The sequence below is a fragment of the Pseudomonas sp. LB-090624 genome (genome assembly GCF_003205205.1).
Classification (GTDB): Bacteria; Pseudomonadota; Gammaproteobacteria; order Pseudomonadales; family Pseudomonadaceae; genus Aquipseudomonas.
Genome location: NZ_QJRL01000009.1, coordinates 82,621 through 96,578 on the forward strand (window position 1 = coordinate 82,621; position 13,958 = coordinate 96,578).

The window sequence follows — 13,958 nt, forward strand, 5'->3', positions numbered from 1 at the left end:
TCAAAAGGCACCATGCACCCGCACGACTACCCCAAGAAATTCGCAACCCTCTTCGCACAACAGCGCCGGGTAGTTACTGTTCAATGCCTTCAGATAACGCTGCCCACCTTCCTCGGCCAGTTCGCGGAAAATCGCCGGCTTGCCCGGCTGACGAGCGATAACCAAACGCCCCGCCTCAGCCTCCACACCCGGGTCCACCAGCATCCGCATGCCCTGCGGCACACTGCGACCGCTGACGGCGCTCATCGCGTCATTTTCAACCGTCAACCAGAATGCCTTGCCCTGAGCCAGGTAGTCCGTCTGCTCGAACACACCAGGCTGCTCACGCTCGGTAACACCTAGCTCATTCCAGGCCAACACCGGGTAGCGGAAACACACGATGTACTGCATGAGGTCCAGATCGTCATCGGACTCCATCTGATAGACGCCACGCGCCTCGCCAGCCTGGCCCTGAATGCGCAGCTGCAGGCTGACGTTGTAATGAGGCATGCCAATCTCGACGAACGTGCGGTTCATCGACTCGATCTTCGGCTGACGCCGCTTGTTCACCCAATGCCCTACGCTGCCTTGAGACACGCCAACGCGCTCGGCAAGCTGCTCTTGAGTGAGCCCAAGCTCCTCCATCCGCTCACGGACGAGGGCAATCCATTTATCCATATTCATCGCTGGCACGATACGGACTGCCTTTCACCGCTCAATAAACATTCAGTATTATTTATCAAAGGGCATGAAAATACCTAGGGTATTACTATCGGTCGGACCCCTTCCCCTACTGGCTCTAGCAGGTATCAGGATGAAACCATCGAAAAACGACGAAACAGATCTCGACAGCGAAGCTGCCCGCCGCGCGCTCGACTACTACCTCAACCCCAACCCACCACGCCCGACCCTGGACACTAAAATCTGGACCCTGCACGAAGGGGTGACCAGCGAGCAGGCGCTGGAACATGCGATCGCCCTGCTGCGCTGTGCCGCCGCTACCGCGCAGGAAACCGCCACGCACCAGCACGGCAGCCAGCGCGAGCTGACCTATGCCCTGATGCACATGATGGATATGGCGCGTGCACTGCTGGAGCACAAACCCAACGGCGAACCGGGTTTTTAGCTACGAAAGAAGGGAGAAGACGTGATGGCCGGGTAACGGCAAAGGCCCCTATTGCCGGGACAAGGAAGCGCGCCGGTAAAACTTTTTTACCGGATTAGCGAAAATTCATTTGACTGGCAAATGATAACGATTATTATTGCACTCAGCTGATCGCGAGATCCGCTGGATAACCTGAAAGCTTAGGTCGCTCTCAGATTATCTCCTCATCAGGCTAATCACGGTTTTTGACCCGGCTTTTTTGCCGGGTCTTTTTTTTGGCTCTTCAGGCTAATGAAGATCGTGATGGCGCGCATGATAGCAAAGGTGTTTCAGGGCGTGAACGCTCGTTACAAAACTTTGCGGAATCCGCACTTGAGAATCAATCTCGTTTCGCCTACGCTGTTTCCGCATCAAGGAAGATGCCCCCTCCCCCTTTAAAGAGCAAGGAGCTGTCCATGACCCGTCTGCTGCTGCCCCTTGAACACCCCGCTCCTGCTGCTGAGCATGATGCCGACGATGCCCTGCTGTATGCACTGAAGCGGCTACCACGGCGCGTACAGCAAGTATTTCTGCTCAACCGCCTCGATCAGCTGGACTTTGCCAGCATCGCTGTGCGCCTTGACCTGCCACTGGCGAGTATCGAGCGCAACATGGATCAGGCGCTGCAGGCTGGCCGCTCGCGCCGGGATGTGCTGGCAAGCGTGGCCGGGCAATGGTATGTGCGCCTGCAGAGCCCGCAGGTGACGGCATGTGAGCGTATCGACTTCCGCCGCTGGCTGGATGCCGATATGGCGAACTTGCAGGCGTTTCACGACACCGAACTGCGGTGGCGCAGCCTGCTGGCCCCGGCACGGCAATTGGGCCATGACGGCTGGTATCGGCAAGGCCGGGCGGCGCTGTCGCTGGGTGGCTGCTCGGTTGCAGTCGGGCTGGGTGTGGCGGCGTTGGTGCTGGTTGGGTTGTGGGCTTGATCAGCGCTTCAGCAGGGCTGTACTTCCTTCCCCGTGAACACGCACCGCGCGCGCACCCAACTTCAGTTTATCGATAGCCTGGCTGGCGGCAGTCACCCATTCGGCCCGAAGAACGCTTCAAAGTCTTCCAGCGAAGCGTCGGGTACCCTGACAACCAAGGGGTAGCGCTCGGCCAGACGCTGTTGGAAGAAGCTCTAGACTTCGACGACGCCAACGTGCAACTGCTAGCGCTGGCTTGTTGCAGTCCCACAATGACGCGCCGGGCAACCTGCAAACCCTGGTCCTGCCAGACCAGCGCGAACTCCTGTGAATTTACTTCCAAGTCGCCCCCGCGCCGCCTCGATGGGCGATGAGGGAACCTGAAGAAAATGCCAGCGTCATAGCCTCATGCAGCAACTCGGCATCAGTGGACTCGATGCCGCAATCCGCACCCCTCAGGATATGGACAGTGCACGTGGTATCGAGCCGTTCGACCTGGAATTGCGAGGAGCAACAGCATGCACGAACGGATGAGTGCAACCAACCTAAAGTGGGCCTGCGGCTGGCTCGCAGCCGCGGTTTTGGCACTGTGCTGGTGGCTGCCGCTACCTTTTCGGTCCACCGCCGATGATGGCCCGCCGCGGATCTACGGCAACCCCGAAGCGCGCTTCACTATCACCCTCTACGCCGACCTGGAATGCCCGCACTGCCAGGTCTACCTGCCGCAACTGCAGCGCTGGATCGTCACCAATGATCACGTCAACCTCGCCTGGCGTCACCTGCCCCTCCCCCTGCATGAACCGGCCGCCAGTCGGGAAGCGCGGCGGATGGAATGCGTGGGTCAGCCTGAAGGACGCGAAGGCTTGTGGGGGAAGGTGGTCTGGGTCTACCTGCATACCCAAGGCAACGGCCGTCGGTTGGCTTCTGAACAAGACTATCCAGACATCAGCCCGTCCCTGCAAAGCTGCATGGCCGGCGAACGGGCAGCTCAAGTCGTGGACACGCAAAAAGCGGAAACTTTGGGGAACGGACTCAACCCTACCCCTACGCTGCGCCTGACCGACAATCACACCCAGCACACCCTGATCCTGGAAGGCCCAATCGACCACGATGTCTTGCTGTCCGCAGTGGACCTGTTGGGCGCGGCCGAAATTATTGAAATGCCCGCTGACGCGATCAGCGATATGCCCAGGTAGCCCACGGCGTCACGGCTAGGGGAAGGCGGGGTGAGTTCGTACTGATTTTGCGGGTGGGGGATCAAGACAGAGGCTCAGTAACTAGCTTCTTGGCGCCCGCTGCCAAAGGGCAGTGATTGAGGCACTGCTCGACGCTGTCAGCCGCCCCCGCTGCAACTATGTACAGCGGGCACAGAACACCGAGCATCACAAAGTATCAAAATAATGAGAGCGGATAGTTCATGACCAAACGATTTTCATTAAAGCTCGTGTGGCACCCCACCCCCGACGCAAGGTCGAGTTACGCCATTTAATATTCAAGTCTTTGAGCGCGCCAGCCTGGAACAGGTAAGCAAGCTCTGTCTCCCGCCCCCACTCTTTGACGCCGATTTCACCTCCTACATGAATACCGCTACCTTTGATATAACGATTCATAATGACCAGACCGGGAACGCCCAATGCCACGAAATTATAATCGTGACGCACCTGCCAGGAGCGCTCATTGGCATTTTCGTAACTGGAACTAAAGCTGTCGTTGGCCAGCGATCCACCCGAAGTACCGTTGACTTTCATCCAGCCGTCTTGACCGGAAACCTTCTGCAAGCCGATATAAAAGGTGTTCGCGCCATACATCGCTGAAAACAATCCGGACCAGGTCCGATTGTCGAGATCCCCCGCCAGCGACCGCCCGTCATCCTTACCGGTGTACCACTGGATGTTCGCACCCAGGGTCCATTTACGCATGGGCTGACTGTGAGTGATCTGGATCATCTGCTGGCGGTAGATATCCTTTAACTCCGCCCCCCACCCGCCAAGCAATGTACGCTTGTTATTGAAGGTGTACTCGCCACCGACGAAGTTGAAGCGATCCGAAGTGACACCCCAACCTTAAGCTTCCAGCACCACTATTCCTGGCCTGCCCAATACCAGAAGGTCGCCCCCCATGCAGAGCCTACAAACTCCGGCATAACCTCGCCTGCGTTGAAGAAACGACGGGAGTCGGCCTGGGCTGGGCTGAACCAATACCCGGTATGGGTACAGATGCCACCTGCGGCGATTTTTCTCGGGCTTTGCGCGACCGGCCCATCCTCATCGAAGCGTGCATACCAACGCAGCGAACGTTCCTCGTCATAGCCATTGCCATACTCGGAGTACGATTGCAGCGTATCCGGGTCCGACGAACGCAACGGCTTCAATACACGGTTAGCGGCAACGTACAGCTTGGGCAGTTCTGTTACAGAGCCCAGCTCAGGTAAGGCACCGGCCCTGACGACCAACCCACTGCTGTACTCGAGGCATTGGATGCCTCCTTGAGAGGACAGCTTGCGGCGTACTGAATCCAGGCCGCCCAGTCGCTCCAGCAGTGTTCGACCCACGATGGTGAACCAGTTAACGCCCTTGATAGACCCGACCAGCCTCAGTGAATGGGCCATTGCCATGGTATCGACTTCCAATCCTGGGTACTTCTGTGAAAGCTCGTATTCGATTGGCATATACCTGTCGAAGTCATACGGTAACAAAGTGGATAAGCCGCCAAAGCCGTGCTCGGCATCCACCTGCTCACTGAGATACAGCACCCACTCCTGAAACCGCTCAACGCCGTCAGGCGTGCCCAACTCCTCCCAGGGCACGGTCAACTTAATGTAAGACCTTAGAGAATCACCGAGATCCTCAAGGGTAGTAAGCACCGCCAAACTGTAGACACCAACGTCATAAGCAGAGGAAGCGCTACTCAAATACAATTCAAATTGATCCGCTTTCGCTGTAACTGCCTCCAAGGCACTTTCCAGCGACTTGCCGGAGTACTTCTTGTAGCGCTTATAAACCATACTTCGAAGCGAGCCTTCAAACTCCACTGAGAATTTCCGAAAGCAGGCGACTATATTACTTATAACTGCAGGCGTGTAGCCATTTTTAAAATACAACGTAACGACCAAGCCTAGTCTGACTACCGGAACGCCCTCGGAAGAGTCGAATTCGAGACCGGCGAGTTCATTTTTAATTTTTTCAATATTGTTCATTGTCATATCCTTCACGCTGAGGCGGCAGTCAGCACTGCCCCTCCTCCGAGAACAGCCGCTAAAACTCCCCAGAACATTTGAGCAAGCCTGACCAAAACAACAAGAGCACTCACAATAGCCGCAGGTACGCCAGCGGCCACCAACCCAGCACCGATGGCAATTACCACCACAACGGTACCCACGACGATGCCGATATCTACTAGAACTTGTACCCAATCAATTTCCTTGAGCATGTCAAGGGTCAAGTCAGTGTAGCGTTGTACCTGCTGCCACATTTCCCTCAACTGTTCATCTGTCCATCGCAGCACTTCTCCTGTGCTCTCGCTCACCCACTCCCAGGCCTTTCCGGCTTCTTGGCGAATCCATTTACCTTGCTGCGTCAGCCAGACGCTAGCGCTCTCCAAATACTGCCTGACCTCTTGAGACAAAGCATCGATCGCATTCTTTCCGCCTTCGCGTAAACTTTCCACAGCTTCCTGAGCCAAAGTCCACGCCTCAACATAGGCAGGTTTGGATGTCGCTGTTGGGCCATAAACAGGTACTGGTGTTGGAGCCTTCCGAGGCCGCTCGAACGGGACAGGCCACTGTCGAGAGTCGTACGCTTGCGTCGGATTGGTGTGAGCATTGTACTCACGATCCTTTTCACGCTCTTCGTTCTCTCGGCAGTCAGTCACCTCCAGAACCGAAAATTTTTTTGAACTGCCCGCAATCCGGATATAGTCCCTACGTTGTTCACTGCCTAGCACATCACCTGGAAACTTGACCTCAACAATACGTTCCAAATTATTCGGATGCTCGACTCCCTGATGATCTGGGCCCGCCTGCCCAGGCCACCTGATACTCTTATTCGTGACAATTGTCACATCGGGCCGCCTGAGCTTTCCCCCCATGAATCCTTTCGGAAATGGTGTCAATGAATGCCGCCGCCCTGAATCCTGCACTCCGCCCGACGAGCTTAAAAAGGGCTTAGGCGGAGAAAACCTCATATCAAAGCTAACCTCAGCCTTGTAGGCCCAGTTAAATGCAAAACGGTACTCGTCCGCCCTGATCAAGCCGCTCATAACAATCTGTTTCAGCTCAATAGAGTTGCTCCCGCCACTCTTACTACTCCGCATGCTCAGCTTGGGAAACTTCATGGCATACTCGGCCTTTTCCATCAAATACGGCTTATTTCCAAGCGAAGGCAACGGGGCGTCCTTGACCGTACCCTCGATACTCGTTTTGGTACAACCCTGCGGCAGTTCTGGCATTTGTGGCATAGCCATACGTCATCCCTCTGACTAGATATCTTTGTGGTCCATGTTCAACTCCTGAGGCGCTGCTTCACCCGCCCTGAACAACTGCTCTACCGGCTCAGGCTTGCGTTGCGGCGTCAGCAGATTCAAATCCGCTGGCCCCTCTGTCACCGCCTGGAAGGTGAAGCCCTTTTCATCGCTATACCCAGCCAAACGCGTCCCGTCAGGTTGTACGAGTACATAGGCGGCTCCCGCGAGAGGCTTGCCCGTTTTCTCGTCAAGCAGCTGATACCGCCCACGGTGCTTCTGAAGCGGCGCAGGCACCGCCCCCGCTTGATCTGCATCCACCGCCCCCGGCAACGCCGGCGCCTTCACCGCTATCCCGCTGCCACTGCCCGGCGAACCACCGGCATTGAGCAAGATCTGCGAGCCCAGCACCGTCACCCCTCCGGGATCGAGCTTGATGAAACTGCCACCGGCCTTGAGCGTCAGCTCCAGCCCCGCTTCGATCACGACCTTCTCCCCAGCCTTGATGTGAATCTCCCTGCCCGCCTCCACCAACTGCGAGCCACCGATCTTCACGTGCTGGCTGTTGCCCACGGTCAGGTGGTCGTCGAGCTTGATCTCGGTCTTGCGGTCGCCCACCGTGGTGCGGTGTTCCTCGGCCTCGGACTTGCTGTAGCTGTTGCCCACCACGGTATCGTGGCGCTCGTTGCCGACGTAGACCTTCTGGTCATGGCCGATGTGCTGGTCCCAGTCACGCTGAGCGTGCACGAAGATCTGCTCCTGGCCTGTCTTGTCCTCGATACGCAGCTCGTTGAAGCCGCCGCCACCGGGGCTGCTCAGGGTTTTGAACACGCTGCGAGTCTTGTGCGCCGGTAGTTCATAAGGCGGGACGTTCTCGCCGTGATACAGGCATCCACTCACAAGCGGGCGGTCAGGATCACCTTCGAGAAAATCGACCAGCACTTCCATGCCAACCCGTGGGATGGCCACACCGCCGTATCGCTCGCCCGCCCAGCTGGACGACACCCGCAGCCAGCAGCTGGTGGTCTCGTCGCCCTGGCCTTCACGGTCCCAGAAAAACTGCACCTTCACCCGGCCGTACTTGTCGCAATAGATCTCCTCGCCCTTCGGGCCGGTGACTATGGCGCTCTGGCTGCCTAGCACCTGGGGTTTGGGGTGTTTGTGCGGCGGGCGGTAGAACACGTCCCATGGGGTAGCCAGGAAACGGTTGCGGTACCCCTGGTGGAAGTCTTCCTTATCGTCGGTTGTGTCGCTGGTCACCGACTCTTCCAGTACCTGCGGCTGCTTGCCTTCGTGATGCACCTCGGTCAGCAGCCACAGGTCGTTCCACTCGGCGCGCGGGTGTTCGGACAACCCCATGAAGTGCCCACTCACCAAACGGGTCACATCACCCTGGCCCTCGGCCAGGCAAAAGTCGGCACGATGGCGTTCTAGCGCGCGCTGACTCAGTTGCTTGCCGCGCGTGCGATCGGTAAAACCAGCCGGGTAGTCGTAGTCCTCCAGATCTGGCTCAGCGAAAGCCGGCTGGGCTGGTTTATACGCGGCTTCCATTAGCAGGCGTGGCTTCTGGAAGTCGTAGTCGCGACGAGTAACGCGGCTGCGGCGGGTTTCTAAACGCACGTTGAAGCGCTTTATCACAGGCTCATCGGCGACCATGCCGCTGCCCTGCATGTAGGCCACCGGAGCGCTCAGCTTGGGAAAGAACGTCTGGTCGTCGCCAAATACCAGCAGATGGCCTTCGCGGCTGTGCTCAAAGTGGTAGTGCATGCCCTCTTCTTCACACAGGCGCTGCACGAAGTGCAGATCGGTCTCGTCGTACTGCACGCAGTACTCGCGCACAGGGCACGGGGTGCTGAGGCTGAAGCGGTAGGCGTCGCTCGGTAGGCCGTGCTCTTCGAAGATCGTACCGATGATCTGCGGGGCGCTCAGTTGCTGGAATATGCGCTGGTTAGTGCGGTGCGCCAGGTACGCCAGGTGCGGCACCAGCACCATTCGGTAGCGGTGCAAACGCTTGCCCGAATCGCCTTGGCCGACCTGGTAAACAAGCGCGTGGATACCGTTACCGTCAAGGTCGAAGGCCAGGAACGCCTGCTTGTGCAGCAGGATTTCCAGATCGATGTCAGGGCGTTCGCTGACCAGTTCCACCTTGAAGCAGTAGGGTTGGCTGACGGCCTCGTGGCCGGTGAACGACAGCACCTGAAAGTCGACATCGGCGTTTTCCAGGGTCAGGCTGAAGTGAGTTGCATCGCTAGGGTTGAACATGGGGGCTCTCCGTGTCCGCAGGATATCCTTGGGGTTGGCCGAACCAACGGCGCAATAACGAAAGGGGGGGGATCACCAGGGCCTGTTGCAGCCCCCGGGCACCGGACTGGCGGGCCGCAGGGTCCAGCGCCAGGGCCTGGCGCAGTGCCGGCCACACCTTGGCCGGCAGGTTGGCAGGCCGGTCCAGCGACTGGCCTGGATACTGTTCACCCATGGCTCGAGCACCAACGCGATCAAACGGTTGCTTGCCCCCGGCCAACTCGTAAATGACGCAGGCGGCGGCGAACAGGTCGGAAGCTGTCGACAAGGGCGCGCCATCGAGTAGCTCAGGAGCGGCATAGGCCGGGGTCCAAGCCCTGATACGATTGCGGCTGAGCCGGGCCAGGCCATCGAGCACGCCGTCCATGGCTTGGCCCAGGCCAAAGTCGAGCAGCTGCACGCCCTGCTCGCCGAGAATCAAGTTGCTGGGTTTGATATCACCATGTAACACACCGTGCCCATGAGCAAAGGCCAGTGCGTCCAACAGGCCCATGGCAATGCTGCTCAGTTCACCCCAAGCCAAGCCCAGAGGTTGCTCGCACAGCAGTCGGTCCAAAGGCATACCGGACAACAGCTGCATGCTGAAGAAGGCCCGTTGGCTGGCGGCGTCCACCTCGAAGCTGTGCACCCGTACCACGCCTTGGTGCGACAGATGGCGAGTGAGTGCGTACTCGCTGTACAGCAAAGCAGCACTATCGGGACAAACGGCGACGTCGTCGCGCAGCAGCTTGATCGCCACCAACGGCTGCGGTTCGCCACACTGCTCAGCCAGCAGATCGCGGGCGCGGTAGACCATGCCCACACCGCCAGCACCGAGCAAGCCTTCTAGCTTGTAGCGCCCGTTCAGCAGCGGTGGCAGCACGCCAGGCAGCGGCGTGGCGACCGTAGCAAAGTAACTCCGGTGATCGCTGGCGCTGCCCAGCAACTCGACAGCGTTCATTGGCGCACTACCACGCCGGTAAGGTTGTCCGGGGCTCGACCCTGCAGCACCTTGTCGAACAGGAATTCCAGGGCCCGGGGCGGCTGGGCCTGACTCAACGCCTTGCTCAGGCTCTCGTCGCTCTGCCCCTGATACAGACCGTCGCTGCACAGTAGGAAGGTGTCGCCGGGCATCACCCTGAATTCCAGTACCTCCAGACGCAGTGTTTCATCACCGCCCAGAGCGCGGGTCAGGGCGTGAGCGCCGGGCTGCTGCCCGGCCTCTTCGCTGCTGTAGCGGCCTTGGTCGATCAATTGCTCGCGCAACGAGTGGTCGCGGGTCAGCTGGAACAAGCGCTTGCCGCGCCACAGGTAGCAGCGGCTGTCGCCGGCCCAGATGCATGCAGCACGCCCTTCGCGCACTAGCAGCACCACCACGGTGCTACCCATGATCGGCTCAGCGCGCCCAACGACCACGGTCAGCGCCTCGCCCAAGCGGCGATTGACCCAATGCAGACACTGACGCACCTCACGCACCTGCTCGTCTAGGCTGCCCTCCAGCGCCAGACCGTTGAGGGCTCCGACCACCATCTGACTGGCCAGATCACCAGCCTGGTGGCCCCCCATGCCGTCGGCGACCGCCCACAGGCAGCGCTCGGGGCAGTCGAGGTAGGCATCTTCGTTGCGCCTGCGCACCTTTCCTGGATCGGTGCGCCCGGCGCTGCGCCAATGTCCCGTCACCAGCGTCACAGCGCCACCGGCATGCGCAGGTTACGCACCGCGCTTAGATCGAACGGGTTGGGCGAACGCTGGGTCAGCACCAAGTAGTTGACCCGCATGCCGCCGACATTGCCCTTGATCATCAGTACATCGCGGCCGCTCTGGTACTCGGTCTGCATCAGGTCGAACAGGCGGAACAGCGACCACGGGCCGGTGTTCTTCTCCAGCACCGTAGCCTTGCCGTCGAGGCCTTCCAGGGCCAGGCTGGTGCGCCCGTCGTCGGCATCAGTCGGCCATTTGAAGGCCATCGGCACGATCGGTCCGTGGCGGTACACTATTTGCTGGGCACCGAAGCGAAACTCGGCGCGGCCGACAGTGGAATCCAGTGTGTATGGCTCTAGCTTGAACTGTACCTGCGGCTCGTTGGGGTTGTCGGCAAAGAAGCCGCGCTGGATGGTCTGCACGTTGTTCATCTGGACGAGAAACTCACGCGACACCGGCAAGCTGCGACCATCGACGGCGCGCAGGCGGTAGCTGCCTGGCTCGCCGATCACGAATGGCCTGAGGTAGGTGTCGAAAAAGCGGTCGGCGATGCCCTGGACCTTGAAGAACTCGCGGAAGTCGTTCAACGCCACATCGCTGCTGCTGTGGGCATGGAACGGGTAACGCTCGTCGATTGTCTTGCTGTAGACGTTGTACAGCTGGGTCTCGTAGCGCTGGTTGATGTGCTCGTAGCTGTTGTCCAGCACCAGCATCCAGCTATCCTCGGCCAGCGTCGAAAACCAGCCACTTACCGGCCGTGGTAGGCGGTTGGCGGTGTTGCGCAGGGTGCTGATAGGGTCACCCTGATTACCGACCATGCGCCCCTTGGCCACTTCGAAGGCGGCCAGCTCAGGCTGGCTGGATCGGGCCAGGCCCAGCAGCTGCAGTTGCAGGTCGTTGAGCGCCTGCAGCGCCATGCCCAGATCAGCGGTCGGGCCGTTGTCCTCGTCCAACAGCCGGTGCAACGACTCGAAGCGCCGCTCCAGGGCCTTGCGCGAGGTGTCCGGCAGGCGCTTGGCCAGGGCCTGGCTGGCGGACCCGGCAGTAGCAGCGGCTACGTTGCCCAGCTTGCCTGCGGCCTGCTGCGCCACTTCGGTCGCCACATCGGCAGCGTCGGCCACGGCCGGGAAGCGGGTATTTTCGCGCACTTCGGCGAGCATCAGCAGCAATGGCGAATTGGCCGCGCTCAGGCTGGCCAGCTGGTTAGCGCCCTCTTCGCTGTTGGTGAAGGTTGCCAGGCGCACTTGACCAATGGCCTCGCTCCAGTAGTTGGCGTAGTCGTTGAAGTACAACTGTTCCAGTTGCACCAGCAACTTGCGCATGTCCATGCCACTGAGGCGGGCGCCCTCGCCCAGCACCCAGTTGTCGCGCAGGATTTCCTGCACCAGGACAGAGCCTTGGGCTATGAAATACTGCTGGTAGCCACGATGGGTGTAGAAACCCGGGATCACGTAGTCGATGCCGGCGAACACCGCACCCTGCGGGCCGGTGTGCTGGCTCAGACGGTACTCGGGCAGGCTACGGGCCTGCTCGCGCAGCACCCGGTAGACCACCGCCGCCAGCGATTCACGGCGCAGTACTTGGCGTGCCTGGGCCACCAGCGGGTCGTTCAGCGGTTGGCTGTAACTCAGCGCCAACAGGCGCTCGAAGTGGGTGTTAAGGTCGTCCTGCAGCTTGGTGTTGCCGGGGTAGCGCCCCGACCACTGTTTGGCCATCCATTCCTTGAGCAACGCGTTATCGCGCCGGTCGGGCATGTTCAGCATCAGGTAGGCGCGCAGGCTGGCCAGCAGGCGTTCGCGGTTGCCCATACTGCTGCGGATTTGCCCTTCGAGGGTTTGCGCCACACGTGGCAGTAGTTGCTCGATCAGCTCACGGTTGTAAGCCTCCAGCAGTACCGCGCTGGTTTCATCGCCCTGATACAGACCACCGCGCTCGGCGTAGGAGGCATCGCCCGGAGCCGGGAACACTTGAGTAGCGGCGTAGCGGTTGTCCAGCAGCGGCAGGATTGCCATGTCATCGTCACGGGCGGTCAGTGCGGAGCCCTCGCGGCCGTGGCGGTCGGCCAAGACCCTGAGTTTCTCCAAGTTACCGTCGTTGGCCGAAAAACTACCTGCCCACAACAGGCCGAACAGCCCCATGCAGCACAGCGCTCCGGCGTACAACGCACGTTGCCTCCATTTGATACGGTTGGTTTCGCGCTTGTCGAGACCGGCCAGGGCCGCCTCGGGAAACACCACCTTGGTCATCAGATCATAGATAAAGCGTGTGCGACCGCTGTAGGTCACTGGCAGCGGCTGGCCCTTGGCGTCCACTGCCCCGGCGGCGTTGGTGTGCGGCGCACTGGTGAAGTAAAAGCCGCGCAGGGTGCTGGCGCGCTGATAACGGTTACCGGTGAATGCAGCATCCACCAGCATGCCGAGGTTGGCCCTCACCTGACCCAATTGCTGCGGGAAGTCGAGGACGAGGCCACGGCGCTGGGCATCGCGCTCCTGATGCATGCGCGTGATCACCTGGGCGCCAAGGCGCGACAGCAGGTCCTCGAACTCGTGGTTAAGCACTGCCACATCGGCGCCATTCTGGTCCTTGCCGAAGCTGGCGCCGAGTACCTGCTCGCTCTCTTCGCGCGCTAACTGGTCAAAAAAGGCGTCGAAACCGAGAATCTTATCGGCCTTCGTCAGCACCAGATACACCGGCACGTCGGCGTGCAGTTGCTGTTGGATCTCCTGCAGGCGGTCGCGCAAGGAGCGCCCCAGGACCACCATGCCTTCGCGATCTCCGCTAAGCAGCGTAGTCACCGGGACGGTGATCAGTACGCCATTGAGCGGCCGATTGCGGCGGCGCGAGCGCAAAAGCCCTAGTAGGGTCGACCAGCCAGCGCCGTCGACGTCACTGTCGCCCTGATCCATGTAGCGGCCGCTGGTGTCGATCAGTACGCCATTTTCAGCGAAGTACCAGTCGCAAAAAGCGGTGCTGCTCGTATCACGGCTGAGCTTGCGTTCGACCTTGTTGATCGGGAACTCAAGGCCAGAGAAGTCCAGCAGACTGGTCTTGCCGGCGCCCTGGGGGCCAATCACCAGGTACCACGGTAGGTCGTTGCGCCAGCGCTCACTGCGACCACGGTACATGCTGGAGGTCCTGAGGGTGCGCAGAGCATCCTTGAAGCGCTCGCGCAGGGTGCGCCCGGCGACTTCGATTGCAGCGCGGCGGGCCAGGTCGGCCTGGCCGGTCTCGCTCTGCGCAACCTCCTTCTTGCGCACATTGCCGCGCCAGCTGGCGAAGACGATGAACAGGCCCCACAGCAGAAACAGCACCGCGATGGTCAGCAAGCGCGAACTGGAGTCCTCCCAGAATTTATTGTCTGCGATCGCCAGCAAAGGGCCGACAAACCACACCAACAATGCGGTCAAAAGCACCAGCAGCAGGGTCCAGACCCAGGTCTTGGTCAAGAATGCCCAGGTCTTACGGAAAAAGTTGTTCATGGTACG

The 13,958-nt window shown here is 59.9% G+C and carries 10 protein-coding genes and 1 pseudogene; 3 read left to right on the forward strand and 8 right to left on the reverse strand.

What is annotated here, in order from left to right:
• Complete coding sequence (locus DMX11_RS11610; protein WP_110744663.1) at positions 1 to 663, reverse strand: LexA family transcriptional regulator; 663 nt, start codon at positions 661 to 663, stop codon at positions 1 to 3.
• Between the two features lie 130 nt (positions 664 to 793).
• Here DMX11_RS11610 and DMX11_RS11615 point away from each other — a divergent pair, with 130 nt between their 5' ends.
• From DMX11_RS11615 to DMX11_RS11630, 3 genes are all read left to right on the forward strand, one after another.
• Complete coding sequence (locus DMX11_RS11615; protein ID WP_110744664.1) at positions 794 to 1,105, forward strand: DUF6124 family protein; 312 nt, start codon at positions 794 to 796, stop codon at positions 1,103 to 1,105.
• 434 nt (positions 1,106 to 1,539) lie between these two features.
• Entirely contained in the window at positions 1,540 to 2,055 is a 516-nt protein-coding gene (locus tag DMX11_RS11620) for a DUF4880 domain-containing protein (RefSeq protein ID WP_110744665.1), read from the forward strand.
• Positions 2,056 to 2,552: 497 nt separating this feature from the next.
• Entirely contained in the window at positions 2,553 to 3,230 is a 678-nt protein-coding gene (locus DMX11_RS11630) for a thioredoxin domain-containing protein (RefSeq protein WP_110744666.1), read from the forward strand.
• A 196-nt stretch (positions 3,231 to 3,426) separates the two neighbouring features.
• Here the strand turns inward: DMX11_RS11630 and DMX11_RS11635 are convergent.
• The 7 genes and pseudogenes from DMX11_RS11635 to tssM form a co-directional block, all read right to left on the reverse strand.
• A pseudogene (locus DMX11_RS11635) lies at positions 3,427 to 4,091 on the reverse strand (OprD family outer membrane porin); the annotation flags it as partial.
• Positions 4,092 to 4,114: 23 nt separating this feature from the next.
• Positions 4,115 to 5,230 (reverse strand): type VI immunity family protein, encoded by a 1,116-nt coding sequence (locus tag DMX11_RS11640; RefSeq protein ID WP_110744667.1) that lies wholly within the window; start codon positions 5,228 to 5,230, stop codon positions 4,115 to 4,117.
• Positions 5,231 to 5,241: 11 nt separating this feature from the next.
• Complete coding sequence (locus DMX11_RS11645; protein WP_110744668.1) at positions 5,242 to 6,495, reverse strand: VRR-NUC domain-containing protein; 1,254 nt, start codon at positions 6,493 to 6,495, stop codon at positions 5,242 to 5,244.
• A gap of 15 nt (positions 6,496 to 6,510) precedes the next feature.
• Positions 6,511 to 8,754 (reverse strand): type VI secretion system tip protein TssI/VgrG, encoded by a 2,244-nt coding sequence (tssI, locus tag DMX11_RS11650; RefSeq protein WP_110744669.1) that lies wholly within the window; start codon positions 8,752 to 8,754, stop codon positions 6,511 to 6,513.
• The gene (locus DMX11_RS11655; protein WP_110744670.1) at positions 8,741 to 9,733 is read right to left on the reverse strand and encodes a serine/threonine-protein kinase; all 993 of its coding nucleotides are present in this window, start codon (positions 9,731 to 9,733) and stop codon (positions 8,741 to 8,743) included. The genes tssI and DMX11_RS11655 overlap by 14 nt, the downstream gene beginning before the upstream one ends.
• Entirely contained in the window at positions 9,730 to 10,455 is a 726-nt protein-coding gene (locus DMX11_RS11660) for a PP2C family serine/threonine-protein phosphatase (protein WP_110744737.1), read from the reverse strand. Before DMX11_RS11660 ends, DMX11_RS11655 begins: the two co-directional genes overlap by 4 nt.
• A 2-nt stretch (positions 10,456 to 10,457) precedes the next feature.
• Positions 10,458 to 13,952: a type VI secretion system membrane subunit TssM gene (gene tssM, locus DMX11_RS11665; protein WP_110744671.1), complete on the reverse strand. Its 3,495-nt coding sequence runs from the start codon at positions 13,950 to 13,952 to the stop codon at positions 10,458 to 10,460.
• Positions 13,953 to 13,958: the final 6 nt, after the last annotated feature.